Source organism: Anaerococcus martiniensis, from assembly GCF_043187485.1.
In the GTDB taxonomy this organism is placed as follows: Bacteria; Bacillota; Clostridia; order Tissierellales; family Peptoniphilaceae; genus Anaerococcus; species Anaerococcus martiniensis.
In genome coordinates this window covers 616968-641850 of the sequence record NZ_CP171106.1, presented here as the reverse complement: position 1 = coordinate 641850, position 24883 = coordinate 616968, and the positions used below count along the sequence as shown (strand labels likewise).

General features: G+C 35.0%; 25 protein-coding genes and 1 other annotated feature. Of the genes, 22 read left to right on the top strand and 3 right to left on the bottom strand.

Annotated features, from left to right (window positions below):
- The first annotated feature begins 81 nt into the window (after nt 1-81).
- The 18 genes from ACF3NF_RS03170 to ACF3NF_RS03085 all read left to right on the top strand — a co-directional run bounded on the left by ACF3NF_RS03170 (nt 82) and on the right by ACF3NF_RS03085 (nt 20426).
- Entirely contained in the window at nt 82-1281 is a 1200-nt protein-coding gene (locus ACF3NF_RS03170; RefSeq protein ID WP_394024155.1) for a S41 family peptidase, read from the top strand.
- A gap of 11 nt (nt 1282-1292) precedes the next feature.
- Nucleotides 1293-2663, top strand: coding sequence for a magnesium transporter (gene mgtE, locus ACF3NF_RS03165; protein WP_394024153.1), 1371 nt, complete (start codon nt 1293-1295; stop codon nt 2661-2663).
- A 17-nt stretch (nt 2664-2680) separates the two neighbouring features.
- On the top strand, nt 2681-4045 hold the full coding sequence (mgtE, locus tag ACF3NF_RS03160; RefSeq protein WP_394024151.1) for a magnesium transporter: 1365 nt from the start codon (nt 2681-2683) through the stop codon (nt 4043-4045).
- A gap of 266 nt (nt 4046-4311) precedes the next feature.
- Nucleotides 4312-5010, top strand: coding sequence for an acyl-[acyl-carrier-protein] thioesterase (locus ACF3NF_RS03155; RefSeq protein WP_394024149.1), 699 nt, complete (start codon nt 4312-4314; stop codon nt 5008-5010).
- Entirely contained in the window at nt 5003-5644 is a 642-nt protein-coding gene (locus ACF3NF_RS03150) for an HD domain-containing protein (protein ID WP_394024147.1), read from the top strand. The genes ACF3NF_RS03155 and ACF3NF_RS03150 overlap by 8 nt, the downstream gene beginning before the upstream one ends.
- A 188-nt stretch (nt 5645-5832) precedes the next feature.
- Nucleotides 5833-6066: a binding site (T-box leader), on the top strand.
- Nucleotides 6067-6124: 58 nt separating this feature from the next.
- The gene (locus ACF3NF_RS03145; protein WP_394024145.1) at nt 6125-7330 is read left to right on the top strand and encodes a M20 metallopeptidase family protein; all 1206 of its coding nucleotides are present in this window, start codon (nt 6125-6127) and stop codon (nt 7328-7330) included.
- Nucleotides 7323-8351: a methionine ABC transporter ATP-binding protein gene (locus ACF3NF_RS03140; protein WP_394024143.1), complete on the top strand. Its 1029-nt coding sequence runs from the start codon at nt 7323-7325 to the stop codon at nt 8349-8351. Before ACF3NF_RS03145 ends, ACF3NF_RS03140 begins: the two co-directional genes overlap by 8 nt.
- Entirely contained in the window at nt 8338-9003 is a 666-nt protein-coding gene (locus tag ACF3NF_RS03135) for a methionine ABC transporter permease (protein WP_394024141.1), read from the top strand. Before ACF3NF_RS03140 ends, ACF3NF_RS03135 begins: the two co-directional genes overlap by 14 nt.
- A gap of 10 nt (nt 9004-9013) precedes the next feature.
- Nucleotides 9014-9898: a MetQ/NlpA family ABC transporter substrate-binding protein gene (locus tag ACF3NF_RS03130; protein ID WP_394024139.1), complete on the top strand. Its 885-nt coding sequence runs from the start codon at nt 9014-9016 to the stop codon at nt 9896-9898.
- A gap of 151 nt (nt 9899-10049) precedes the next feature.
- A complete protein-coding gene (locus ACF3NF_RS03125) occupies nt 10050-10532 on the top strand; it encodes a glutathione peroxidase (RefSeq protein WP_394024137.1) in 483 nt (160 codons plus the stop codon).
- A gap of 1 nt (nt 10533) precedes the next feature.
- Nucleotides 10534-11019, top strand: a complete 486-nt coding sequence (locus ACF3NF_RS03120) for a hypothetical protein (RefSeq protein WP_394024135.1) — start codon at nt 10534-10536, stop codon at nt 11017-11019.
- A gap of 251 nt (nt 11020-11270) precedes the next feature.
- On the top strand, nt 11271-14384 hold the full coding sequence (gene ileS / locus ACF3NF_RS03115) for an isoleucine--tRNA ligase (RefSeq protein ID WP_394024133.1): 3114 nt from the start codon (nt 11271-11273) through the stop codon (nt 14382-14384).
- A gap of 67 nt (nt 14385-14451) precedes the next feature.
- Nucleotides 14452-14898, top strand: a complete 447-nt coding sequence (locus tag ACF3NF_RS03110; RefSeq protein ID WP_394024131.1) for an 8-oxo-dGTP diphosphatase — start codon at nt 14452-14454, stop codon at nt 14896-14898.
- Nucleotides 14899-15084: 186 nt separating this feature from the next.
- The gene (locus ACF3NF_RS03105) at nt 15085-15813 is read left to right on the top strand and encodes an ABC transporter ATP-binding protein (protein WP_262122745.1); all 729 of its coding nucleotides are present in this window, start codon (nt 15085-15087) and stop codon (nt 15811-15813) included.
- Entirely contained in the window at nt 15791-16828 is a 1038-nt protein-coding gene (locus ACF3NF_RS03100) for a COG1361 S-layer family protein (protein ID WP_394024129.1), read from the top strand. Before ACF3NF_RS03105 ends, ACF3NF_RS03100 begins: the two co-directional genes overlap by 23 nt.
- The gene (locus ACF3NF_RS03095) at nt 16815-18200 is read left to right on the top strand and encodes an ABC transporter permease (protein WP_394024127.1); all 1386 of its coding nucleotides are present in this window, start codon (nt 16815-16817) and stop codon (nt 18198-18200) included. Before ACF3NF_RS03100 ends, ACF3NF_RS03095 begins: the two co-directional genes overlap by 14 nt.
- Nucleotides 18201-18210: 10 nt before the next feature.
- Nucleotides 18211-19449, top strand: coding sequence for a hypothetical protein (locus tag ACF3NF_RS03090; RefSeq protein ID WP_394024125.1), 1239 nt, complete (start codon nt 18211-18213; stop codon nt 19447-19449).
- A 62-nt stretch (nt 19450-19511) separates the two neighbouring features.
- Nucleotides 19512-20426 (top strand): hypothetical protein, encoded by a 915-nt coding sequence (locus ACF3NF_RS03085; protein ID WP_394024123.1) that lies wholly within the window; start codon nt 19512-19514, stop codon nt 20424-20426.
- A 13-nt stretch (nt 20427-20439) separates the two neighbouring features.
- Here the strand turns inward: ACF3NF_RS03085 and ACF3NF_RS03080 are convergent, their stop codons facing one another.
- Genes ACF3NF_RS03080 through ACF3NF_RS03070 form a run of 3 tightly spaced genes read right to left on the bottom strand, consistent with a single transcriptional unit; the run spans nt 20440 to nt 21931 of the window.
- Nucleotides 20440-20985: a tRNA (mnm(5)s(2)U34)-methyltransferase gene (locus tag ACF3NF_RS03080; RefSeq protein ID WP_394024121.1), complete on the bottom strand. Its 546-nt coding sequence runs from the start codon at nt 20983-20985 to the stop codon at nt 20440-20442.
- A complete protein-coding gene (locus ACF3NF_RS03075; protein WP_394024119.1) occupies nt 20982-21530 on the bottom strand; it encodes an ImmA/IrrE family metallo-endopeptidase in 549 nt (182 codons plus the stop codon). Before ACF3NF_RS03075 ends, ACF3NF_RS03080 begins: the two co-directional genes overlap by 4 nt.
- Complete coding sequence (locus tag ACF3NF_RS03070; protein ID WP_394024117.1) at nt 21530-21931, bottom strand: helix-turn-helix domain-containing protein; 402 nt, start codon at nt 21929-21931, stop codon at nt 21530-21532. Before ACF3NF_RS03070 ends, ACF3NF_RS03075 begins: the two co-directional genes overlap by 1 nt.
- A gap of 141 nt (nt 21932-22072) precedes the next feature.
- Between ACF3NF_RS03070 and dinB the strand changes: the two genes are divergently transcribed.
- Genes dinB through rlmH form a run of 4 tightly spaced genes read left to right on the top strand, consistent with a single transcriptional unit; the run spans nt 22073 to nt 24709 of the window.
- Nucleotides 22073-23314 (top strand): DNA polymerase IV, encoded by a 1242-nt coding sequence (dinB, locus tag ACF3NF_RS03065; protein WP_394024115.1) that lies wholly within the window; start codon nt 22073-22075, stop codon nt 23312-23314.
- A gap of 42 nt (nt 23315-23356) precedes the next feature.
- Nucleotides 23357-23785 (top strand): DUF2188 domain-containing protein, encoded by a 429-nt coding sequence (locus ACF3NF_RS03060; protein WP_394024113.1) that lies wholly within the window; start codon nt 23357-23359, stop codon nt 23783-23785.
- Nucleotides 23782-24189 (top strand): ATP cone domain-containing protein, encoded by a 408-nt coding sequence (locus ACF3NF_RS03055; protein ID WP_394024111.1) that lies wholly within the window; start codon nt 23782-23784, stop codon nt 24187-24189. The genes ACF3NF_RS03060 and ACF3NF_RS03055 overlap by 4 nt, the downstream gene beginning before the upstream one ends.
- Nucleotides 24190-24226: 37 nt before the next feature.
- On the top strand, nt 24227-24709 hold the full coding sequence (gene rlmH, locus ACF3NF_RS03050; RefSeq protein WP_394024110.1) for a 23S rRNA (pseudouridine(1915)-N(3))-methyltransferase RlmH: 483 nt from the start codon (nt 24227-24229) through the stop codon (nt 24707-24709).
- Nucleotides 24710-24883 lie beyond the last annotated feature (174 nt).

Below are 24883 nucleotides of genomic sequence, written 5' to 3'. Positions count from 1 at the left end.
GTTATGGGTTAAAAATAGTATAATTTTATTATTATTGCCTTTTTTTAGGATTTATCTTAGAAAAAAATTCAAGGAGGATTTATGAAAAAGTTTGGAAAATTTTTGCTTGCTCTAATCTTGGTAGCAGGTGTTGGATTTACTGGTTTTACCCTAGGACAAAACGCAAGTTTGACCTCCACTTCTAGCAGTAGAGATGTAGAGCATATTGCTGAAATGGAAGGGCTAAAAAGTTTACTCGATCAGAACTTTTTATTTGATTATGAAGAAGACCAAATTTATGAGGGGTCATTAAAAGGAATGTTTGCAAACCTTGGAGACCCATATACAGCTTATTACACACCAGATGAGTTCAAAAAACTTATGGAGGCTCTAAATGGACGCTACACAGGCATAGGGGTGTCTGTCCAAGCCAGTAAGGAAGGATACATAAAGGCAGTTTCTGTTTTTGATAATTCTCCTGCCAAAGAAGCGGGTATCCAATCTGGAGATTATATTATAAAAGTAAACGGTCAGGCCTATGGTGCTAACCAACTTGAGGAGGCAGTGGCAGAAATCAAGGGTGAGGCTGGTACAGATGTGAACCTTACTATTTTAAGAACTGAAGAGGGCAAGACTAATAGCAAGGAATTTGACGTTAAAGTTACTCGTAGGGATGTTAATGTAGATACCATTGATGATGATATCCTAGAAGTACGTGGCAAAAAAATCGGATATATCCACATCAAAGCCTTTGATGATATAACCTGGCAAGACTTTTCAGATTCATATAGCAAACTTATGGCCCAAAATATCGATGGCCTTATCCTAGATGTGAGAAACAATCCAGGTGGTGCCTTGGATGTAGTTATAAATATTGCTGATAATTTCCTAGATGAGGGTGTCATTGTGACAACCAAGGATAAAAAAGGTAATGTTGTGACAGAAAAATCTGATGCAAATGCAAGTGACATACCATTGACTATATTACAAAACGAAAACTCAGCATCTGCCAGCGAAATCCTAGCAGGGGCTATGAAAGATAGGGGTCGTGCAAAAGTCATAGGTAGCCAATCATTTGGTAAGGGTGTTGTTCAAAAAGTATTTACCCTAGACAATGGTGCTGGTGCAAAAATCACTATTAGCGAATATTTCACACCAAATGGAACTCAAATAAATAAGGTTGGGGTAACTCCAGATATTGAAGTAAAAAGTGATGAAAAGCTTGATTTAAACAAAATGGACTTTAAAAATGACAAACAATTTGTAAGTGCCTTAAACGAACTACTAAAAGAACTAGAATAAGGAGATGATTTATGGAAAAATATAAATCAAATGAAGAAAGGATAGTAGAACTTACTTATCTATTAGAAAATAAGAATTTAACCGAACTATCCGATCTCCTTAACAGGACCAACCCAGTTGATATAGTAGAATTTATCGAAGGCCTACCAGCAGAAGAAGCCCTGGTCATATTTAGACTTCTTAGCAAAGAAGATGCTGTAGAAGTTTTTGCGGAACTTGACCAAGAAGATAAGGAAAAACTACAAGCAAGTCTAAATGATGACGAATTTAAGGAACTTTTGGATGAGCTAAACTTTGATGATATGATTGATACCCTGGAAGAAATGCCAGCAACCATGGTCCAAGAAATCCTAAAATCATCAGACAATGAAACCCGTGATTTGGTTAATGAATACCTTCAGTTCCCAGAATATTCAGCCGGTACGCTGATGACAACCGAGTTTGTGGAAGTAAAGGCAGATATGACAGTAGAAGAAACCCTAGCCATGCTTGAAGAAGTGGGCAAGGATAAGGTAACTGTCTATACTTGCTATGTCTCAGACGATACTCACAAACTCTTAGGATATGTATCACTTAGGATGATAGTAACCCGTGAGCCGGATACAAAGATTTCTGAGCTAATGTTTGAAGATGTTATCTATGTTCATACCACAGATGACCAAGAAGACGTAGCCCACACCTTCCAAAAATACGGTTTTACAGCCTTACCAGTTGTTGATAATACCAACAGATTAGTAGGAATTATCACCGTTGATGACATCATGTGGATCATCGAACAAGAGGATACAGAAGACTTCCAACGTATAGCCGGTACTACACCAGATGAGGCTGATTATTCCAAGACTTCTGCTTGGGCTCTTGCAAAAAACAGGATTCCCTGGCTGATGTTTCTTATGATTTCAGGTGCATTTACTTCAACTATCCTTAGAAGATATGAAGATGTTATCCAAACAGTAATTGCCCTAAATATGTTTATACCAATGCTTACCGGTTCTGGTGGTAATGCTGGTAGCCAGGCATCAACCCTTGTAATCCGTGCCATGGCAACCCATGATATAGAGCCTAGTGATTGGGCAAAAGTTGTTTTAAAAGAAATCACAGTTGGACTTATATGTGGTCTAGCCCTCGGTGCAGTAGCATTTTTAAAATGCTTTTTCCTTGATAAGGTGGCTATGAATGTAGCCCTAGTTGTTGCATTTACAATTCTTGCAATTGTAGTTTTGGCAAAGGCTATTGGTTCGCTTTTACCAATTGTTGCACAAAAACTGGGAGCAGATCCAGCAATCATGGCAAGTCCCTTAATTACAACAATCGTAGACTCACTTGGACTAATTGTTTACTTTAACATTGCTCAAGCAATTTTACCAGGACTTAATATCTAAGAAGGGAGGCATGAAATATGTACACATACAAATCTACAGAAAATAGGCTAACTGAACTTAGATATCTATTAGAAAAGAAAAGACCAAATGAACTTGCAGAACTTCTAAGGCGTACAAACCCAGTTGATATAGTAGAATTTATCGAAGAATTATCAGCTGAACAAGCCCTAGTTGTCTTTAGACTCCTTAAAAAAGATGATGCAGTAGAAGTTTTTGCGGAACTAGAAAGTGAAGAAAAAGAAAAACTTCAAAAGGGTTTGCATGAACGTGAGTTTAAAGAGCTTTTAGATGAGCTAAACTTTGATGATATGATTGATACCTTGGAAGAAATGCCAGCGGCTATGGTCCAAAGAATCTTAAAATCATCTGACAAAGAAACCCGTGATTTGGTAAATGAATATTTAAAATTCCCAGAAGATTCTGCTGGTAGACTAATGACAACAGAATTTGTTGAATTAAAACCATATATGACTGTAAAGGATGCCCTAGCCCACATCAAGAAAGTAGGACATGACATGGTTACCCTTTATACTTGCTATGTCACAAGCCCAACCAAGGAAATTTTGGGCTATGTTTCCCTAAGGTCAATTGTAACCAACAAACCAGACACCCTTATAGATGATTTGATGTACCAAGATGTTATCACAGTAGAAACTACTGATGACCAAGAGGATGTAGCCCGCACCTTCCAAAAATACGGTTTTACAGCCCTGCCAGTAGTTGACCGTACAAATCGTCTTGTGGGACTGATAACTGTTGATGATATTATGTGGATTATCGAACAAGAGGCAACCGAGGACTTCCAACGTATTGCTGCGACCACACCAGATGAGGAAGATTATTCAAAAACAACACCCCTTTCTCTAGCAAAAAATAGGATTCCTTGGCTAATGTTTTTGATGATTTCAGCAACATTTACATCAACAATCCTAAAAAGCTACCAGCACGTTGTCCAAGCTGTTATTGCCCTAAATATGTTTGTACCTATGCTTACAGACAGTGGTGGTAATGCCGGTAGCCAGGCATCAACCCTTGTAATTCGTGCTATGGCAACTGATGATGTGGAACCAAAAGATTGGGCAAAAGTTGTTTTAAAAGAAATCACAGTTGGATTTATTTGCGGACTAGCCCTTGGATTTGTAGCATTTTTAAAATGTTATTTCTTTGATAAGGTTGCTATGGATGTATCACTTATTGTAGGACTTACAATAGTATTTATAGTAGTTTTAGCAAAGGCAGTTGGTTCACTTTTACCAATGGGTGCAGAAAAACTAGGATTTGACCCAGCCATTATGGCAAGTCCACTAATTTCTACCATAGTTGACTCACTATCACTAATTGTCTACTTTACAATTGCTCAAATGATTATTCCTGGGATATAGTATATAAATCAAAAGACGCTAAACTGACTACAAAAATTTATAATTTCATATTCTCAATTTTCTAAAATCGCAAACTCACTTGCGCTCAGACAGAGCGATTTTGTGACGAAAATCTTCAAATTGAAATTATTGAAATTTTTTCCGAACAGTTCACTTACTTTTTGATTTACTTATTATTAAAATATAAGAATCACACCTAAACTGGTGTGATTTTATTTTGCAAAAAATTAGTCATAAACTATAATGATTTTAGAAAGAAGGATTATATGTCTTATAGTAAAAAAATAAAAATACCATATATGTTATGCGATAGATATGAAAATTTATCTTTAAGAAACTTGGTCAGCATTATGGGAGATGTTTCTCTGACTCATTCTTATATCCTAGATAAAGATTTAGATAAGCAAAAATATAGGTGGATTGTTTACTCTTGGGATATTGAACTTATAAGCCCTGTAACTTATAACCAGGAGATAGAAGTAACAACTCATATAATAGATATAAATAAATTTTATGCTCACAGAAATGTAGTAGTAAGCTTTAAGGGAGAGCTGGTTGCTAGGGCCTATGGGGTATTTTTGCTTATAGATGTTGATAGGATGCGTCCTATAAAGATGAGCCCTAACCACAATGAAGGCAATGAAAAAGAAGAATTGATATATGAAAAGTCAGACTTGACCTATAAAAAAGACTTTGAAAATACCAAGGAAATTATGATAAGATATACAGATATTGATAGCAATTTTCATGTAAACAATGCTGTATACTTTGACTATATATATGATTTGTGTAAGTTAGACACAAAAGATATTAAATTTTTAAATATTGTTTATAAGAATGAAATTAGGAATAAAGATTCAGTAATTGGTGAATACACTACATACGATAATGTCATTGATTATAGGCTAAGATCTAGTGAAGATGATAAAATTTACACCTATGGGAAGATTATAAGAAATGTATAAAGATGGATATGGAAATACTCCAAACAAGGACAAAATAATAGCATACTTAGAAGAAGGATATGAAAAAAATCCTGGCAAATGGGTCTTACACTTATGGACCATTGGCAAAACTGCTCAAAAAATGGCTCCTGAACTAGGACTTGATTCAGATATTGCCTTTGCTTGTGGAGCCCTTCATGATATTGGCAAGTCAACTGGAGCAAAGAATGCTGAGCATTTTTATGAGGGCTATAAGATTTTAAAGGCTGATTCATATTTTTTCCCAGCCCGTATTGCCCTAACCCATAGCTTTCAGATAAAAAATGTAGATGCCTATGTGGGAGATTGGAATATTTCAGATGATAAAAAAGAATTTATAGGCGATTTTTTAAAATTTAATGAATACAATGACTATGACCTTTTAATCCAATTTTTGGATGGGGTTATTAAAACAAAGTACCTAGGAGTTGAGAAACGAGCAGCTGGTGTCTTAGAAAAACATGGATCAAATCCATATTTTGAAGAGAGGAAGCAAAAACTTTATGAGCTAGAAGAATATTTTAGCAAAAAATTAGCAATGCCTATTGAAAATTATTTGCCAAATCCTAGATGGTACAAATTCCCTTATAAGTATTTTAGGGAAAGTGGACTATAGACTTGCAAATCAGCATTGCGGGTGTATATTATTAGTGAATTTATTTTACCACCCGTTGGAGGCAGCCCTGCCTCCAACATTTTTTTGATATTGAAAAATGAATATAATACAAAATTTTTAATAAATTTTAAAAAAGTATTTGACATTTATTTTAAGGCGTGGTAATATTTATTTATCAAATAGTTTTACAAAACCATATGAGAAGAAGAGTAGTCTAGATGGACATTCTACAGAGAGCCCAGTTTTGGTGAGATGGGTGGATAAAAGTTTAGATGAAGATGGCCTTTTCTTGGGGTGAGTCGATAGTTAGATTCACACGGGACTTCCCGTTACAGAAGTAGAGTATGATAGTACTTGATGAGTGTATGTATGCGTGAGTATGCATAAATTAAGGTGGTAACGCGAATTATATCGTCCTTAAATTCTATGATTAGAATTTAGGGGCGTTTTTTTATGGCCTATTTTAGGAAGGGATAAGAAATGAGCAATAATGAAATTATAAAATCAAAAATTGATCAGTATTTTGATCAAACTGTTGCTTGGAGAAATTACTTACATGAAAACCCAGAAGTAAGTGATAAGGAATACCAAACAGCAAAATACTTAAAAAAAGAATGCGAAAAACTTGGACTAATAGTCGAGGATGCAGCAAATACAACTGGTTTTACAGCCCTACTTGATACAGGTAGACCTGGAAAAACTTTGGGGATTAGAACAGACATAGACGCACTTCCAATCCATGAAAGTGAATACAATAAAAAATTTAAAAAATCGGTAGTGTCAAAAAATGAAGGGGTAAGCCACGCTTGTGGTCACGACTCACATATGGCAACACTTTTAACTACTGCAAAAATCTTAACTGATTTAAGGGATGAAATCGACGGCAAAATTTATTTTATCTTTGAAGAAGGTGAAGAAACTGGCGGTGGCATTGAGGCAATGGTTGAGCATCTAAGGGATAAAGGATTAGATGCTTGCTACGGTAACCACCAAGCTTCGTTTTTAGAAGTTGGAGAAATAAGAGTTATTAAAGGACCATCACACGCTGGTTGTGCAGGAGTTGAGTTTGATGTAATTGGAAAAGGTGGTCACGGATCTCGTCCAGACAAATGTATCAATCCACTAACTGCAACAGCAAATATTGTAACAGCCCTAACAACAGCTTGGGTTAACCAATTAGATGTAAATGAAAAAGTAACTTTTGGTCTTGGTTCAATAAATGGTGGAGCTGCTTCAAATGTGATTCCTGATAAATGTAATGTCAAAGGTACATTAAGATTTTTTGATGATAAGGCTGGAGAGGATGCCCTAGAAGTCTTAAAAGAAGTTACTAAAGCAACTGTCAAGGCTCATAAGTGTGAAGTAGAATTTTCTGATTATACTCGCATCGTTGCCTACCCAACCATAAATGATCCAGACCTAGCCGATGAAGTTATAAAATCTTTAAATGACATTTATCCAGGCTCATATAGAGATGGAAAACCAACCTTTGGTTCAGAATCGTTTTTTGGTTACTCCAGACTTTGCCCATCAGTTTATACCAAATTTGGTGTAAGAGATGAGGAAAACGGAATTACAGCTGGAGCGCACACACCAGAATTTGATCTAAACCCAGAAGGCATCAAATATGCAGTAGGCTTACAAGTAAAATTTGCCACTGATTTTTTAGGAGAGGCCAATGATTGATTTAAAAAATATAACCGTCGATTTTGACGGATTTAAGGCAGTAGATGATGTAAACCTAACCGTTGAGAAAAACGACATCTACGGCATTGTAGGATTTTCCGGAGCAGGAAAATCGACCTTGGTTAGGACAATAAATCTTTTGCAAAGACCAAGTGCTGGAGAAGTTCTAATAAATGGAGAAAATCTCCTAGACTTATCAGATAAGGACCTAAGAGCAAAAAGAAAAAATATAGGAATGATCTTCCAGCACTTTAATCTTTTAAATAATATAACAGTCTTGGATAATGTAATTTATCCTATTAGAAAATTAAAAATCTCCAAAGAAGAAAAAGAAAAAAAGGCCAGAGAGCTTTTAGAAGTAGTAGGCATTGGCGATAAGGCTGATAATTATCCAAGAGAACTTTCTGGGGGCCAACAACAAAGATGTGCAATTGCAAGAGCCCTTGCATCAGATCCAGAAATTTTACTTTGTGATGAGGCAACAAGTGCCCTAGACCCAAAAACTACCAAGCAAATTTTAAAACTACTTAAGGATTTAAATGCAAAATTGGGTCTTACAATAGTAATTATTACCCACCAAATGGAGGTGGTAAAAGACCTTTGCAATAAATGTGCGGTAATGCAAGATGGAAAAATTGTAGAAAATGGTTCAACCTTAGATATATTTGCCCATCCAAAAGACCCACTTACCCGTGAGTTTGTAGAAACTTCCACAAATGTTGCTGAAACCATTGATGAAGTTAAACAAAACATAGGAATCTTAAAAGACAATGAACTTTTAGTCAAACTTAACTATGTGGGAGCTGCTACAACCGAGCCGCTAATCAATGATCTTTTTGAAAAATTTGGTGTAAAAACAAATGTATTGGCCGGAAATATTGAATTTATAAGTGGCATCCCAGTTGGAAACCTAATAGTAAGCTTATCAGGTGATAGAGATAATTTAGGAAAAATTGTAGATTATCTAGAAGAAAAAAATGTAGATGTAGAAGTTTTAGGAGGTAAAGATGGGATTTTTTGAGTATTCATGGTCCATCAGAGAAAGGATATTCCAAGATTTTAAAACCACCCTTTATATGCTCTTTGTATCAGCAATATTTGCAGGGATTTTTGGACTAATACTTGGGGTGATCATGGTTGTTACAGACCGTGGCAGAATTTTGGAAAATAAAGTTGTTTATAGCATTTTAGATAAGGTCACTAATATTTTTAGGTCCATACCCTTTATTATTTTGCTAGCCCTAGTTGCACCAATTACAAAACAAATTGTAAACACCAGAATTGGTCCAACTGCTGCAATCGTGCCACTTGTATTTTCCTGTGTGCCATTTTTTGCAAGACAAGTTGAACAAGCACTTGCAAGTGTGGATCCAGGAAAGATTGAGGCTGCAGAAGCCATGGGTAATTCACCATTTGAAATTATAACAAGCGTTTATCTTAGAGAAGGCCTGCCAAGCTTGATACGCGCTTCATCTATTACTCTGATTTCTCTTTTAAGTTTAACAGCTATGGCAGGTATTGTCGGAGGCGGTGGTATTGGTGATTTGGCCATTGCCGTAGGTTACCAACGTTACAAGGACGATGTTGTAATTGTAAGTGTTGTTTTAATATTAGTTGTCGTATTTATAATACAAGGCGTTGCGAATTTTCTTATAAGAAAAACAAGTCATTAAGGAGGAAATAATGAACAAATTAGGAAAATTAACTTTAGGTTTGGCCCTAGCACTAGGCCTAAGCTCATGCGGAGCAAATAATAACGAATCAGCACAAACACAACCAGCAGAAAATAATACACAAACAGAAGAAGCAAGCACAGATCCATTAGAAGGAAAAGATACAATAAAAGTTGGTGTAGTTGGAGAACACAACGAAGTTTGGGATGACATTATCGAAAGATACAACTCAGACAATAGTGAAAGAAAAATAGAATTAGTAAAATTTTCTGAATACAGGGAGCCAAACGAAGCTATTTTAGCAGGGGATATAGACATCAACGCCTTCCAACACTACAAATTCTTAAATCAATTTAACGAAGAGAGTGGATCAGATATAGAGGCTATAGGAGATACAGTAATAGCTCCACTAGGAATTTATTCTTCAAAAATCACAGACATAAGTGAACTAGAAGATGGGGCAAGAATTGCAATTCCAGATGATCCATCAAACTCAGCAAGATCACTTTTCCTACTACAAACTGCAGGACTTATCAAAGTAAATGGTAAAGATGGGGATAATATCACAACAGATGATATTACAGAAAACCAAAAAAATCTTGAAATCATCCTATTAGGTTCATCACAAACAGCAAGAAGTCTTGATGATGTTGATGCTGCTTGTATAAACTCTGGAATGGCAGTAGATGCTGACCTAGTACCATCAGAAGATGCAATTTTCCTAGAAGATAAAGATGATCCAGATAAACAAATCTATGTAAATGTTATTGCGACAACCCAAGATAAAAAAGACAGTGAAATCCTAAAAGATATTGTAGATAACTATTTCCACACAGACAGAACAAAAGAAGTAATCCAAGAATCCTCAAAGGGATCAGAATTTGGTGTTTGGTAATAAGAAAATTTCATACTACTCATCCTTATAGTAAATATACATGAAAGCAGGAGTCAAATTCTCCTGCTTTTTCATTTATTAATAAAAGACGGTTTTTCTTTAAATGTTATAAAAGTAACGTATAGTAGATAGGTAATAAAAGGAGTTTTAAATGACCACAATTTATGATTTTACAGTAAAAGATAATAAAGGAAATGATATTAGCCTTGATAAATATAAAGGAAAAGTACTTTTAATAGTAAATACTGCAACAGAATGCGGCTTTACACCTCAATATCAGGGGCTAGAAGAGCTTTATAAAAAATATAAGGATCAAGGATTTGAAATTCTAGATTTTCCTAGCAATCAATTTGGAGGACAAGCTCCTGGTACAGATGCAGAAATACAAAATTTTTGCACAGCAAGATTTGGCACGACCTTTGATAGATTTGCAAAAATTGATGTAAATGGAGAAAATGAAGATCCACTTTATACCTACCTAAAAAAATCCCAAGGGGGACTTTTGGGTGACAAAATTAAGTGGAATTTTACAAAATTTTTAATAGATAGAGATGGAAATGTAGTAGAGCGTTACTCTTCCCAAAAGAAACCGGAAAATATAGCAAAGGAAATAGAAAAATTATTGGAAAAGTAAGATGAGTGATTTAGTAAAACTTGCCAAAGAGTCCATAAAATATTATTTGGAAACTGGCAAATATTTAACAGAATATGATGAGAGTTTAAAAAGCAATAATAATGGAGTAATTGTAATTGTTCATAAAGATGGCAGACACGAAAAAAGTGGTTCCATTTATCCAACAAGATCTGATATTGGACTTGATGTCATCCATGAGGCAGTAAATGTGGCTGTATTTAACAATGCAATCGACCTTTCAGATATAAAAATCGATAATTTATACATTTCAGTTTATGAAGTTACAAAAATTAAGCAAATCCAATATATGGAAGAATTTGGAATGTATCATGGTTTATTTTTAAAATACAACAACAACCATGCCCTAGTATTCAGGGATGATTACGAATCGGACTATCAAATGTTTGAAGATGCTATAAAAATTGCAAATGTAGATAGCCATGATGTATTTACCATAGAAAAATTTAAGGTTCATAAGCATTTATAGCTTGACTAAAAAATTTTAGTAAGTATTATAAAAATAGAATATAAATACAAATGTTATAAAGACCAGTAACTTTTATGGAAACTTTAGAGAGGCACGGTTGGTGAGATGTGCTAGTGAAAGTAAAAGCGAATATCATCTTTTAGTTTAGTAAGTGAAATTAGTAGTTTGCTACGAAAACCAATCGTTAAGAGTAATTTAGGAAATAAGTGGACCGTCTGTATGGACGGTCCTTTTTTTGTAAGGAGAAGAATATGAGTGAGTTTAAATCTTTAAATACTAATGACACCCGTAATCGTGAAGCAGAAGTAGAAAAATATTGGCAAGAGATTGACCTTTTAGATCAAACTTTTAAAACACGTGAAGATGCTGAGGAATATATAATCTATGATGGACCGCCAACAGCAAATGGTAAACCAGGTATCCACCACGTAATCGCAAGAACTTTAAAGGATATGACCAGCCGCTATAAAAATATGAAGGGCTATAAGGTCCTTAAAAAAGCTGGTTGGGATACCCACGGCTTGCCAGTAGAAATCGAAGTAGAAAAACAATTAGACTTCCATGACAAAAATGACATCGAAGAATTTGGTATAGAAAAATTTAATAAATTATGTAAGGAATCAGTTTGGAAATATTCTGATATGTGGCGTGACATGTCAGATCGCATGGGCTTTTTATATGATATGGACCATCCATATGTAACTATGGAGAATGATTACGTTGAAACTGAGTGGTGGCTTTTAGATAATGCCTTTAAAAAAGGATATATCTATGAGGGTGCAAAAGTTATGCCATACTGCCCAAGATGTGGAACTGGTCTTGCAAGCCATGAGGTAGCTCAGGGTTACCAAATGGATAAAACCATTACTCTTACTGTTAAATTTAAGAAAAAAGACACAGAAAATGAATATTTCCTAGCATGGACCACTACACCATGGACCCTTCCATCAAACGTGGCTTTATCTGTAAATCCAGACCTTGACTATGTAAAAGTATATGATAAAACAGATGATTGCTACTACTACATGGCAAAATCACTTTGTGAAAAACTAATGGAAGACCATGACTATGAAGTTGTAGAAACCCTAAAGGGTGCTGATATGGAATATATGAAATATGAGCAATTACTACCTTTTGTTGAAGTTGACCCTGACCATGCATTTATAATAACACTGGCTGATTATGTTTCTGCAGAAGATGGTACAGGTATAGTTCACTCTGCACCAGCCTTTGGTGAGGACGACTATCAAATCGGTAGAAAATATGATCTAGCTTTCATCCAACCAGTAGACCTTGAAGGTAACTTTACAGAAACTCCATGGAAGGGACAATTTATCTTTGATACCAACGAAGATATATGGCATCATCTAGCTAATGAAGGCAAGGTATTTAAAAAACAAACTATCGAACACAATTACCCACACTGCTGGAGATGTAAAACTCCATTAGTTTATTACGCAACACCATCTTGGTATATAGAAATGAGCAAATTCTCCGACCAAATGGTAGAAAATAATAATAGCGTAAACTGGTTTCCTGAAACCATTGGCGAAAAACGCTTTGGAAACTGGCTAGAAAATGTAAAAGACTGGGCAATATCTAGAAGCCGTTATTGGGGAACACCACTTAATATCTGGAGATGTGATGACTGTGATCATACTCGCTCAGTTGGATCAAGAAAAGAACTAGCAGATCTTGCCATAGAAGATATTGATGAGAATATCGAACTTCACAGACCATATGTAGACAATGTATCTATGAAATGTGAAAAATGTGGGGGTGTCATGCACAGGGTGCCAGATGTGATCGATGTTTGGTTTGACTCAGGAGCTATGCCATTTGCCCAACTTCACTATCCTTTTGAAAATAAAGAATTATTTGAAAATTACTACCCAGCTGACTTTATCTGTGAAGGAATCGACCAAACACGTGGATGGTTTTACTCCTTAATGGCTATTTCCACATTTACCTTAGGCAAGGCACCATATAAAAATGTACTTGTAAATGACCTAGTTGTAGATAAAAACGGCCAAAAAATGAGTAAATCACGTGGTAATACCCTAGATCCATTTGCCTTATTCGATAAATATGGAGCTGATGCTGTAAGATTTTATTCTTTATACGTATCACCAGCTTGGATGCAAACTAAATTTGATGAGGCAGGTCTTGTAGAAGTAAGAAATAACTTCTTTAGAACCTATGAAAATGTGTATAACTTCTTTAGCTTATATGCAAATACAGATGGATTAAGTGTAGAAGATTTACAAAATATCGGCAAGGTAGAGCTTGAAAAAATTGATAAATGGTTATATTCAAGATTAAATACCCTAGTTAAGAACTATTACCAAGAAATGGAAGTATTTGAATACAACAAAGTTGTTCACTTAATTTCTGACTTTGTAGTAGAAGATTTATCAAATTGGTATATCCGACGTAACAGAAAAAGATTCTGGAATAGTGAACTTACAGACTCTAAAAAAGCAGTTTACAAAACAACTTACGATGTGCTTACTACAATTGCAAAATTAATAGCACCAATCACACCATTTATGGCAGAAGAAGTCTATAGAAACTTAACTGGTGCAAAAACTGTCCACACAGAATTGCTACCAGAAGTAGATGAAGCAATGATAGATAAAAATTTAGAGCAAGACATGGAACTAGTAAGAAAAATAGTAAATCTAGGCCGTGCTTCTCGTGAAAAAGAATCAATAAAAGTTCGCCAACCACTTGCAAAAATCATTGTTGATGGTGGATATGAAGATAGGATTTCAGATTTATTAGGTCTTATAAAAGAAGAGCTAAATGTAAAAGAAATCGACTTTGCAGCAGATCTTTCAGAATTTATGGACTACTTCCTAAAACCAGACTTTAAGGTTGTAGGACGTATCTTCCAATCAAAGGTAAATGACTTTGGAAAATATCTGGCAAATGTAGATGCAAAAGATTTTGTAGCAAGTGTAGAAGATGGTCCAGTAGAAATCGACCTAGATGGCGAAAAATACGAAGTTTCAAAAGACTACTTAGATATCAGAATCTCTGCAAAAGAAGGTTATGATGTTGAAATGGATGGAAATGTATTTGTAATCCTTGATACAGAAATCACAGAAGATTTATTAGATGAAGGATATGCAAGAGAATTTATCTCAAAAATCCAAAATCTAAGAAAAGATAGCGGTTTTGAAGTAACAGACCACATAGAAATTGCCTATGATGCAGATGAAGATTTAAGCAAAGCTATCGAAAAATTTGCAGAAGAAATCAAAGCAGAAACACTTGCAGATAAATTATCAAAAGAAAGTGTAGAAGCTGATCCAATAGAATTAAATGATAAAACTATAAGTGTAAAAGTTACAAGAATATAGTATAAAAAAGAGTAGATAGAAATATTTACTCTTTTTTTTATGGGAAAATTTGCTAAAAGGATAAAAAATGAAAACTAGACTGATGAATATGATAAAGATAACAAATCCCGCTACAAATGAGGTTGTAGTTTTGGACAAAATCAAAAAAGAAGGCTGGGAGGGTTTGACTTTTCCCGGAGGCAAGGCAGAAGAAAATGAATCTCTAATGGCCGCCGCCATTCGAGAAGCAAAAGAAGAAACTGGTCTTGATATAAAAAACCTAAAATTTGTAGGATTTATTACATGGCTTGGAAAAGAATTTAAGGACGTGGGACTTTTATATGAGACCACAGATTTTTCAGGAGAGCTTGTAGGAGAAAATCGTGAGGGCAATCTTTCTTGGATTGACTATGAAAAATTTAAAAAAATGGATGGGATGAGCCTATCTATGGATAAGATTTTAAAAATATATGAGAGAGAGTTTTCTGAAATATTTTGGAATATTTCCACAAATGAAATATCTTATATTAAATAAATTAATTTTTGGGCAGAGTTTTATCTGCTTTTTTTCTTAGCTGATAAACATCTATAAAGTATAAATTTAATTGCATTTTTGATCCTATGATGATATAATCTTTGCAAATAGTGTGTGGTGAATACCATTACACTATTTATAATTTATTTTTGTAACTATTAATATACATAAAATTACGGAGACGCTATGGCGCTTATTGAAGTACGCGATTTAAAAAAATATTATAAGGTAGGCGGCAATATTATAAAGGCCCTGGATGGAATAAATCTTGATATTAACAAGGGAGAATTTATCGCTCTTTTAGGTACAAGTGGTTCTGGAAAATCCACTCTTTTAAATATGCTAGCAGGCCTTGAATATCCCACAAAGGGGACGATAAAATATGGAAATATAATCTTAAATGAGCTAAAAGAAACTGATATTACAAAATTTCGTAATTTAAATATTGGCTTTGTTTTCCAGTCTTATAACCTATTGCCATATCTTACTGCCTGGGAAAATGTATCCCTTCCTTTGACCTTTAAGGGAGCCGATGTTGAAAGGCGCAAGGAAGAGGCCTACAAAATTTTAAAAGAAGTTGGCCTTGAAAATAGGATGAACAACAAGCCTAACGAATTATCTGGTGGCCAGCAGCAAAGGGTATCCATTGCCCGTGCCTTTGTTGGCACTCCGAAAATAATTTTTGCCGATGAGCCTACTGGAAACTTAGATACCAAGACAAGTTTTGAAGTCATGCAGCTGATTAAAAACATTACAAGGGAAAATAAGCAAACTTTTATCATGGTAACCCACGATGATGAAATGACAGAATTTGCTGACAGAACACTTTTTATGAGAGATGGAAAAATCCAAACCATCCACAAAAATTTAACTATTGATGAGGTTTTAGAAGATGACATACTACCAACAAATTAATGGAACAGAAAATACAAATGACCAGGCGGCTGAAAGTGAAAATGCTCCAGTGCAAATGAGAAACCAACCAAAGCTAATAATTTCAAATTATAGTATTAGCCCAAAAACTGTGGAGGCAGGGGGAGATTTTAACCTAGCCTTTACCCTCTATAACACAAATAATAAAAATTCTATTTACAACCTAAAGGTAAGTATAGACCAGCAACTCCAATCCCAACCCCAAGCAAGTGGTGAAAACAATGCCCTTGTAAGCGACGGATCAGTCTTTACCCCAGTAAATACTTCAAATAGTTTTTATGTTTCTGCCCTTTATCCTTGGAATTCTACAACTAAGTATATAACTATGAAAGTAAATCCAAATGCCGTGGCGGGAAATTATGTGATTGGCCTAACTTTAGAATATGAAGATTATCTAGGAAACCAATATCAAACCAAGGAATCAATTGGAATCCCAGTTGTTCAAAGGGCAAATGTAACTATTGGTGAGGTAAAACACGAGGACCTAATGGTGGATAGCCAAACTCAAGTAAGTGTAAATATTTATAACACTGGTAAGGATAATTTAAATACCTTTATGTGCGATGTAATAGGTAAGGGTTTTACAATTGATAATGATAGACGTTTTATAGGTAATTTTAATTCTGGATCTACAGAAACTTTTACTTTTAATATTACCCCTAGCCACGAAGGTCCAGTTGAGGGGAAAATTATGTTATCCTATGAGGACTCAGCTGGAAATATCCACACAGAAACCAAGGATTTTTATGCAGATGTAACTAGCATGGGCGGGGGAGAAGGATTTGAAGAAGGAATGATAGAAGATCCTGAAACTGGAGAAATGATACCGGTTGACCAAGGCATGGAAGAAAATATGGATGCAGGTGGCAGCTTACTTTCATCTCCATTTTTGTGGATTGGACTTATAATAATCCTTGCCCTAGTAGGACTTTTAATTAGAAAACACAAAAAAAATAAGAAAAATGAGGAGCTAATAATCGACGATGAGGATATCTGATAGATTTATCATGGCCCTAAGGAATCTTTGGCGTCGTAAATCTAGGACAATTCTTACAATCTTATCAGTAGTAATAGGATCTACTTCAATAATTTTGATGCTGGCCTTTGCAGAGGGCATTAGCAATTCACAAAAAGAAATGATCGAGTCATTTCAAGGTCTAACTACCATTAATATAATGGATGGGTCTGGCGATGGATCTTTAGAAGTTACTGATAAGGTGATGAATGATTTAAAAAGGATAAGCCACGTAAAGGCGGTAGTACCTAGCAAAAATATTTATGTCCAACTTTTGATGTCGGATACTGAAGATTACGAGATAGACGGGTCATTAAATATAATTCCTGATAATATTTTTTCCATGATTGAAAAAGATATGCTAGAATTTGGAAACCCTCCAAGTCCAAATGAAGATAATAAAATACTGCTTGGGCAAAATGCAGCAGCAAATAAAAAAACTGATATGGCAGATGGGGGCTACATGATGGAGCCTGTGGAAGATTTCGATTATTCTGCCCACCAATACTTTGTAAGATTAGGATGGGTTATGGAAGAAGAAGAGGATGATGGGGTCAATTTTGGAAATCCAAATGAGGGAGAAGGCTTAGAAGGAGAAAAAGAAAACAAACCTGATTCCATAGATGTGCCAATAGAAATAGCTGGCAAATTAAATAATAAATCATTTTTAAGCGGCTGGGGCTCATATATATCTGAATCTACATATAAAATGCTAAAAAAAGAAGACGGCAAAATATCATCTCCATCTTTGATTCAATCCTTTGATGAAAAAGGCAATCCTATACCAGAAACTTCTGATAAAATAACTTATGAGAACCTAGAAGTAATCGTAGATGATGTTAAAAATGTAGAGGAGGCTGAAAATGAAATTAGACTCTTGGGCTATCAGACAAATTCTATGGCCCAGGCTAATGAAGAAATCCAAAATCAAACCAGGACAATTATGCTAATACTTGGGGGAATTGGATCCATTGCCTTTATAGTTTCTGCAATTGGAATTATAAATACAATGCTAATGAGTATCTACGAACGCCAAAAAGAAATAGGAGTTATGAAGGTCATTGGTGCATCTGTGTCTGACATACAAACCATGTTTTTAATAGAATCTGGATTCATTGGATTTTTTGGAGGCATCTTGGGCTTATTGATTTCACTATTGGCAAGCAAAGTTATAAATGGTGCTTTTTCGGGTATGAATGATTCAATAGTACAGGGTGGAAATATAATAATCATTCCACTTTGGCTGGCATTACTTGGAGTTGGTTTTTCGGCTCTAGTGGGTGTTTTGGCAGGATATCTGCCAGCTCGCCGTGCTACAAAATTATCTGCAATTGATGCATTAAGAGCAAATTAAGGAGGAAATTATGAAAAAAATAATACCAATAATGGCTCTTTCACTCGCTCTAGTAGGATGTACAAATACAAATTCAACTGAAAGCGAAACAAACACTGAAACAAATACTAATGAGACACAAGTAAGTGAAAATACTGACGATACTCAAGTTATAGATGTAGAAAAGGCTGAAAATAACAAAGAAAATAGCGAAGAAAGTGGATCTGTCGAAACTGAAGATCAAAGTGAAGAAGATTCTGAAGTAAGCCAAGAAAAAGACAAAGAAGACAGTAAAAAAGAAAATTCTGATGATGCTAGCAAAGAAGAATCAGAAGAAGAAAATCAAGCAGAAAATGAAGACAAAGAAGTAAGCAAGGATGACTTATTTTTTAGCCTATATGCTCCATTCTCAACAGTAAATGAAAATGGTGACATAGTAGATGAAAGTGGAAATGTTGCTCCAAGCGATGAATCTTACAATTACGACTATGTAAAATATTCTAATAATTTATTTGTTAGAAGCAAAAGAAATGTAAAAGATTTAAAAGATATTGTAGCAATAGTTAGGATGAATGATAAAGACGTGACTACCCTTTACGAATTCCCTCAAAACGAAGACTTCCGTCCACTTGGCCTGATTGGTGATAGGGTATATGGTTACCACAACTATAATGAAGATGATGAGATAAATGGAACACCTACTTTAAAACAAGTAAAATCAGCCATTGGATATGTAGATTTAGCTACCGGTGAAGTCAAAGATTTTGATGCAACTGTGGATGGTCTAGTAGGGGGAGCAGTAGTTGTCGATGGTGAACTACAATTTACCTTGCCAGGAGATAATAATGAGCAAAATGCCTACAATTTTGACTTATACAAACTAGACCTATCAAAGGGCACTGACCAAGAAGCAGAATTACTAGAAAAAGACTTTGACCTCCAATACCTATTTGGACAAAAAAGATTTGAAAACGGAAACCCAGTTTGGAAAATATACAGGGCAGACAATGAGAATATCTATGCAAACGACCAAAAATTCCCATTCCTATGGGCTGAACAAGGAAATCAAGAAATCATAGGAAATAACATTTTCTACTTTAATAATGATGGAATTAGTGAGGATAGATTATCAAGAACAATTAAAGTTATTAACATGTCAAGTGGCGAAACAGTTCTAGAAACTCAAATTAGGGGTATGAAAATAGAAGGAAACAAGCTATATTATCTAACACCAGAAAATGAAGTAGAGTCAGTTGACATCGAACTTTAATAATCAATAAATTAGGATCACGATTGTGGTCCTTTTTTTATTTTTCATAGTATAATGGTCCTATGAAAAGATTTAAGATTTTATTGGCTTTATTATTTGTTTTTCTAGTTGGATGCAATTCAGATACTCCAAATGCAACATTAAGCGGAGATCCTATTGATACCAACAAGATACAAATTTATTATGACCCAATCGATAAAAAATTAATAAAATTTAATCCAAACGGCAATCAAAGTGAGATATTAAATCCAAATCCGACTGATATAGCCTATGATATCAACAATGCTGACAATGTTTTTGTCATGGGAGATAGTATCAATCATACATACAAATTAGTAAAAATTGAGGAAGGAAATATAGAAAACCTCCATGAATTTAACCAGGGAGAGGAGATCTTTCCAATAGGATACAATGATGGAAATATCTACTTTATCCATAGTTTTTATGGAGAAAAAGGTGAGGAAAAAGAAAAAAGAACTATTAGCCTAATAGACCTTGAGGAATTTAATACCACTGACATTGAGAGCGTGGGCGGATTTTTGACAGATGGGATTATAAGTCCAAATAACATTTATTACACAGTTTTTAATAACGAAAATAATTATTACGAGCTTTATAGAAAATCCATAGAAGCTGGCAAAAAAAGTGAGGCCCCAGAGCTAATCAGTGTGGGCTATGAGACTCCTGAACTTTATTTATCAAAAGATTTGGAAAATGAAAAAGAAATCATGAGCCTTTATGCTTCAGATAAGGATAGGATTTATTCCAAGGATGAGACCTGGGATAAGTATCAGGCAAATTATTTTAAGCCAACCACAGTTATGGGTATCGATAAAAATCCTGATGGAACTATGAAAATAATTTTTTTAGAAAAAAGAAACCGCGAAAAAATAAATGAAATTGATGATGTCCTTGGCATTCGCTTTGAAAATGACACCATAGTTGTAGCGACTAAAAATGGAGCAAGCAAGTATTAAAAAAGACCACAAATTAATTTTTGTGGCCGACAACCAGCACATAGGGTGGATTATTGATTTTGTTTATAAAATCTAATTTTAAAACTGTATATTTTTTATAATCTAAATTTTCCAAAAACTCACTTATTTTTTGAGACTCTACTTTACCAGCTGGATGGCCAGGATAAACGGTTATAAAAATCTTTCCCCTAGGACTTAGAAGTTCTAGGGATTTTTTTATGGCAATTATTGTGCTTTGCCAATTTGTAGTAATATTTTTATCGCCCTTTGGCAAATATCCTAGGTTAAAGACTACTAGATCAATTTTTTCTTTGATGTATTTATCAATATTTGCATGGCTGTCTAGGATAAAGGAAAAGTTTGGATTCTCTCCTATTAAGGCTAAGGTATTTTCCATGGCCAAATTTTGGATATCAAAGGCAAAAAGTTTCTTAGGCTTATTATTTTCCAAAATAAATTTGCTATCATGACCATTGCCTGCAGTCATATCCACTGCAATATTTATATTTTCTTCTCTTATTAGCAATTCTTTTATTATTTCAGTTGCATGGTCTATCATTCTAAGTTCCCGTAAAATTTGTCAGTTCCGTCGATTTTGGTAAAAAATTTGGAATCGGCAATATTTCTATTTATAGGTAGGCCCATCCTGTGCATTTCGTTTAGCTTAAAGATCATAAGATTTGCATTTACATCATAAAGGCTGGCTAATTGTTGGTAGGTGTAGCCTTCTTCAATGTCAGCCATTAATTTTTTCTCATCTAAAAGCAGGTGGGCCGCAAAAATATTTGCTTCAATTTCCATTTCGGTGTTGATGTCAAAAAGCTCGTATTCTGCAAAACCGTTTTTGGCTTCATTTTTATGATATATATCATGGCCCAGCTCGTGGGCTAGGACCATATTTATTATTCTTTCATCTACAAAAGGATTGTAAAATACAAAACGATTACGCATAATTATCTTATACATGCCCAAAAGGGTGGTGGGAGTTTGAAAGGGGATTAGAAAAACCCCACGTCCCTCGAGGATTTCTTTGGGATCACGGGTCTTGTATTTTTTTATCAATTTTTGTGTATCCTCGTAGATTTTATCATAGGTGGATACCATTATTTTTCCTTATCTAGCCCGTATTTTTTATTTTCGTTTTTGGCAATATAGTAGGCTTCGCTGATTGCATCAAGTATGGCTTTTTTGTCCTTTTCTGGCAAATCTCCACCAGCCATAAGGCCTATGACTCCTTGGACCATTTCTTCGGCATCGCGGGCTGCAGCATTTCCGTATCTTTCTCTGGCAGATAGGATAAAATCTTCTTCATCAGTCACCAAATAATCGTGGCTGCTATCAAGAGCCTCTGCCAAGGCATCGTAGGTTTTTCTATACCTTGGCTTAGATTGGCCAGATTCGTAGCGGGATATGGTTTTTAGGGACACATTGCAAAGTTTTGCAAGTTCTTCTTGGGTTAGGTTTTTCGCTTCTCTTAGGTCGCGTAGTTTGTTAGCAAATGCCATTGTTTCTCCTTATAGTCACTAAGTGACTGTTAAATTTAAAATTAATCTTGACACAAGACTTTTAGTGTCTTATAATAATACAAAAGTCATTTAATGTCTTAATTATACATTAATAGTCATCTAAAATCAATAGGAGTTTTTATGAAAAGAGTAATTTTACATTCAGATATGAATGCTTGCTATGCATCTATAGAAGCAAAGCTAAATCCCAAACTTAAGGGGATTCCAATGGCAGTGGCTGGTAATCCAGAAAATCGCCATGGGATTATCCTTGCAAAAAGTGAAGAAGCAAAAAAAATGGGAGTAAAAACTGGTGAGCCAATTTGGCAGGCCCAAGGCAAATGCCCAAATCTAATCCTCGTCCCACCCCATTATGAGGAATATTTAAAACATTCAAAAATGGCCCGTGCCTTGTATTATGAGTATACCAACCAAGTTGAGCCCTTTGGCCTTGATGAGTGTTATCTGGATGTAACAGGATCCTTGCATTTATTTGGATCTGGGGAGGAAATTGCCCATGAAATTAGGAATCGTATGAAAGAGGAACTTGGACTTACAGTCAGCATTGGGGTAAGTTTTTGCAAAATTTTTGCAAAGTTAGGCAGTGATATGAAAAAGCCTGACGCAGTGACTGTAATTAATGAGGACAACTTCAAACAAAAAGTTTGGCCACTGGGAGTCCGTGAAATGGTAGGCATAGGAAAAGCTACAGAAAAAAAACTAAATAAAATAGGGATTTTTAGCCTAGGAGACCTAGCCCATGCACCAGCAGAAACGCTCAAAAGTCTTTTGGGTATAAATGGTGTTTACCTTTGGCAATACGCAAATGGCCTAGACATTCGACCAATTGTGGACAGAGATCATACTGAGCCCATCAAATCAATTGGCAATAGTTCCACTTGTAAAAGAGATTTACATAGCAATGAGGAAGTTTTTAATGTTATGCAAGAACTTTCATTTTCTGTTTCAAGAAGGCTAAGAGAAGCCAAACTTGAAGCCCGCGGTGTAGAAGTTTTTATAAGAAATAATCAACTTCAAAGCTGGAATTTTGCCATTCCCCTAGAAATGGCCAGCCAAAGTTCCATTATTTTAGTAAGACGTGCTATGGAAATCTTTAAGAAAAAATATAATTGGTCATTTCCAGTTAGAGCAGTAGGCATTAGGGCAATCAATTTACGCAATGAGGGTGGGGGCAGCCAAATGGATGTGTTTTTAAACCACGAAAAATTTAAGAAAAATGAAGATGTGGATACTGCCCTTTATAATATTAGAAAAAAATATGGCAAAGAATCCATAACCTTTGCAGCCCTAAAGCGAGATATAGGACTTCCAAGCGATCTTACAGAAATAGTCACCCTGCCAAACCGCCATTATAATATGTAAATTGGGTAAAAATATAAAAATACAAAAAAAAGAGGTGAGACTATGCCCTTTGATAGAAGAAATTACCCAAATTCAATGAAAAATCTGGACAAAGAAGTCCGTGACAAGGCAATAGACATAGTAAATGCTATGCTAAAAGAAGGATATGACGAAGACAACGCAATCCCGATTGCAATTTCCCAGGCCAAAGAATGGGCAAATGATGCCAGCAATGAAGAATTAAAAGAAATCCGCAAAAAAGATTTAAAAGATCACAAAAAAAGTAAAAATAAATCAGGAGCAAGGCTCCAAGATGCGGATGTAGAAGTTTCTTTTAACTATGATGAGCAAAAATGGCAGGTAAAATCCAAAAAAGCCAGCCAAGCAGAAGGCTTTTATGACACAAAAAAAGAAGCCAAGGATAGAGCAGAGAAAATCGCTGAAAATAGGGAAAGCAAAGTAATTACAAAAACCAAGGAGGAGTCAAAATGAGTGAACTAAGCAGAAAAGTTTTAGAATATTTTGAAGGCCAAGGCTATGGAATAAATGAAATAGTAACAGAAATTGACAATCTAAAAATCGATGTAGTAAGGGACTTTCTAGATAAGGCAAATGATGATAAGGTTTATGTAATAAAAAGAAGGGGAAATATAGAAGAATACAATGCAGATAAGGTCATAAGATCTATTAAAAATGCTTCAGACAGAAATGGCCAGCAAATTAATACATCAGATGTAGAAATTTTGATAAAAGATGTAGAACAAAATATGAAAGATATGAAAAGAAAAGTATTTAGAACAGATGAAATCAAGGAATATGTAAAAAATGCCCTGGTAAACGAAGGCTATAGCCAAATTTACGATTCATACGTATCATATGTACAAAACCAAAACTAAACTCAATCAATTGATTGAGTTTTTTTAAGGAGAAAAAATGGACATAAAAATAATAGCAGTAGGCAAAATCAAGGAAAAATTTTATAAAGAAGCCATAGAAGAATACCTAAAAAGAATGCAAGCCTACAGCAAAATAGAAATAATAGAAGTAAACGACGAACAAGCCCCAGAAAGCTTGTCAGATAAAGAAATCGAGCAAGTAAAAGAAAAAGAAGGCGAAAGAATACTAGGAAAAATCGAAGATAGCGACTATGTAGTAAGTCTAGAAATCCTAGGTAAACAAATAGATAGTGTTGGATTTGCAAATTTTATAGAAAATGAAATGAGAGAAGGCTTTGGAAGAAACTTAGTATTTGTAATAGGCGGATCAAATGGACTAGCCAAAGAAGTAAGCAATCGCTCAAACTATAAACTATCCTTCTCAAAAATGACCTTCCCCCATCAACTGATGAGAGTGATCCTTCTTGAGCAAATTTATAGGGGATTTAGGATAATAAATGGACATCCTTATCATAAGTAGTCCCATCATCTTGGGTGGCAGAGCTTTGCTCTGTCATCTCTGAGGCGAAGCGAAGCTGAGCCCAGAGAACTAAGCGAGAAAACTCAAAGAGTTTTCGAGAGGAAAGATCATCTTGGGTGGCCGATTTGTAATCGGCCATCTGCGAGATGAACGTAGAAGCTTTGCTTCAAGTGA

Coding starts and splice junctions, on each gene's coding strand:
- ACF3NF_RS03170 (WP_394024155.1), top strand. CDS start 82: ATGAAAAAGTTTGGAAAATTTTTGCTTGCTCTAATCTTGGTAGCAGGT.
- mgtE (WP_394024153.1), top strand. CDS start 1,293: ATGGAAAAATATAAATCAAATGAAGAAAGGATAGTAGAACTTACTTAT.
- mgtE (WP_394024151.1), top strand. CDS start 2,681: ATGTACACATACAAATCTACAGAAAATAGGCTAACTGAACTTAGATAT.
- ACF3NF_RS03155 (WP_394024149.1), top strand. CDS start 4,312: ATGTCTTATAGTAAAAAAATAAAAATACCATATATGTTATGCGATAGA.
- ACF3NF_RS03150 (WP_394024147.1), top strand. CDS start 5,003: ATGTATAAAGATGGATATGGAAATACTCCAAACAAGGACAAAATAATA.
- ACF3NF_RS03145 (WP_394024145.1), top strand. CDS start 6,125: ATGAGCAATAATGAAATTATAAAATCAAAAATTGATCAGTATTTTGAT.
- ACF3NF_RS03140 (WP_394024143.1), top strand. CDS start 7,323: ATGATTGATTTAAAAAATATAACCGTCGATTTTGACGGATTTAAGGCA.
- ACF3NF_RS03135 (WP_394024141.1), top strand. CDS start 8,338: ATGGGATTTTTTGAGTATTCATGGTCCATCAGAGAAAGGATATTCCAA.
- ACF3NF_RS03130 (WP_394024139.1), top strand. CDS start 9,014: ATGAACAAATTAGGAAAATTAACTTTAGGTTTGGCCCTAGCACTAGGC.
- ACF3NF_RS03125 (WP_394024137.1), top strand. CDS start 10,050: ATGACCACAATTTATGATTTTACAGTAAAAGATAATAAAGGAAATGAT.
- ACF3NF_RS03120 (WP_394024135.1), top strand. CDS start 10,534: ATGAGTGATTTAGTAAAACTTGCCAAAGAGTCCATAAAATATTATTTG.
- ileS (WP_394024133.1), top strand. CDS start 11,271: ATGAGTGAGTTTAAATCTTTAAATACTAATGACACCCGTAATCGTGAA.
- ACF3NF_RS03110 (WP_394024131.1), top strand. CDS start 14,452: ATGAAAACTAGACTGATGAATATGATAAAGATAACAAATCCCGCTACA.
- ACF3NF_RS03105 (WP_262122745.1), top strand. CDS start 15,085: ATGGCGCTTATTGAAGTACGCGATTTAAAAAAATATTATAAGGTAGGC.
- ACF3NF_RS03100 (WP_394024129.1), top strand. CDS start 15,791: ATGACATACTACCAACAAATTAATGGAACAGAAAATACAAATGACCAG.
- ACF3NF_RS03095 (WP_394024127.1), top strand. CDS start 16,815: ATGAGGATATCTGATAGATTTATCATGGCCCTAAGGAATCTTTGGCGT.
- ACF3NF_RS03090 (WP_394024125.1), top strand. CDS start 18,211: ATGAAAAAAATAATACCAATAATGGCTCTTTCACTCGCTCTAGTAGGA.
- ACF3NF_RS03085 (WP_394024123.1), top strand. CDS start 19,512: ATGAAAAGATTTAAGATTTTATTGGCTTTATTATTTGTTTTTCTAGTT.
- ACF3NF_RS03080 (WP_394024121.1), bottom strand. CDS start 20,985: ATGATAGACCATGCAACTGAAATAATAAAAGAATTGCTAATAAGAGAA.
- ACF3NF_RS03075 (WP_394024119.1), bottom strand. CDS start 21,530: ATGGTATCCACCTATGATAAAATCTACGAGGATACACAAAAATTGATA.
- ACF3NF_RS03070 (WP_394024117.1), bottom strand. CDS start 21,931: ATGGCATTTGCTAACAAACTACGCGACCTAAGAGAAGCGAAAAACCTA.
- dinB (WP_394024115.1), top strand. CDS start 22,073: ATGAAAAGAGTAATTTTACATTCAGATATGAATGCTTGCTATGCATCT.
- ACF3NF_RS03060 (WP_394024113.1), top strand. CDS start 23,357: ATGCCCTTTGATAGAAGAAATTACCCAAATTCAATGAAAAATCTGGAC.
- ACF3NF_RS03055 (WP_394024111.1), top strand. CDS start 23,782: ATGAGTGAACTAAGCAGAAAAGTTTTAGAATATTTTGAAGGCCAAGGC.
- rlmH (WP_394024110.1), top strand. CDS start 24,227: ATGGACATAAAAATAATAGCAGTAGGCAAAATCAAGGAAAAATTTTAT.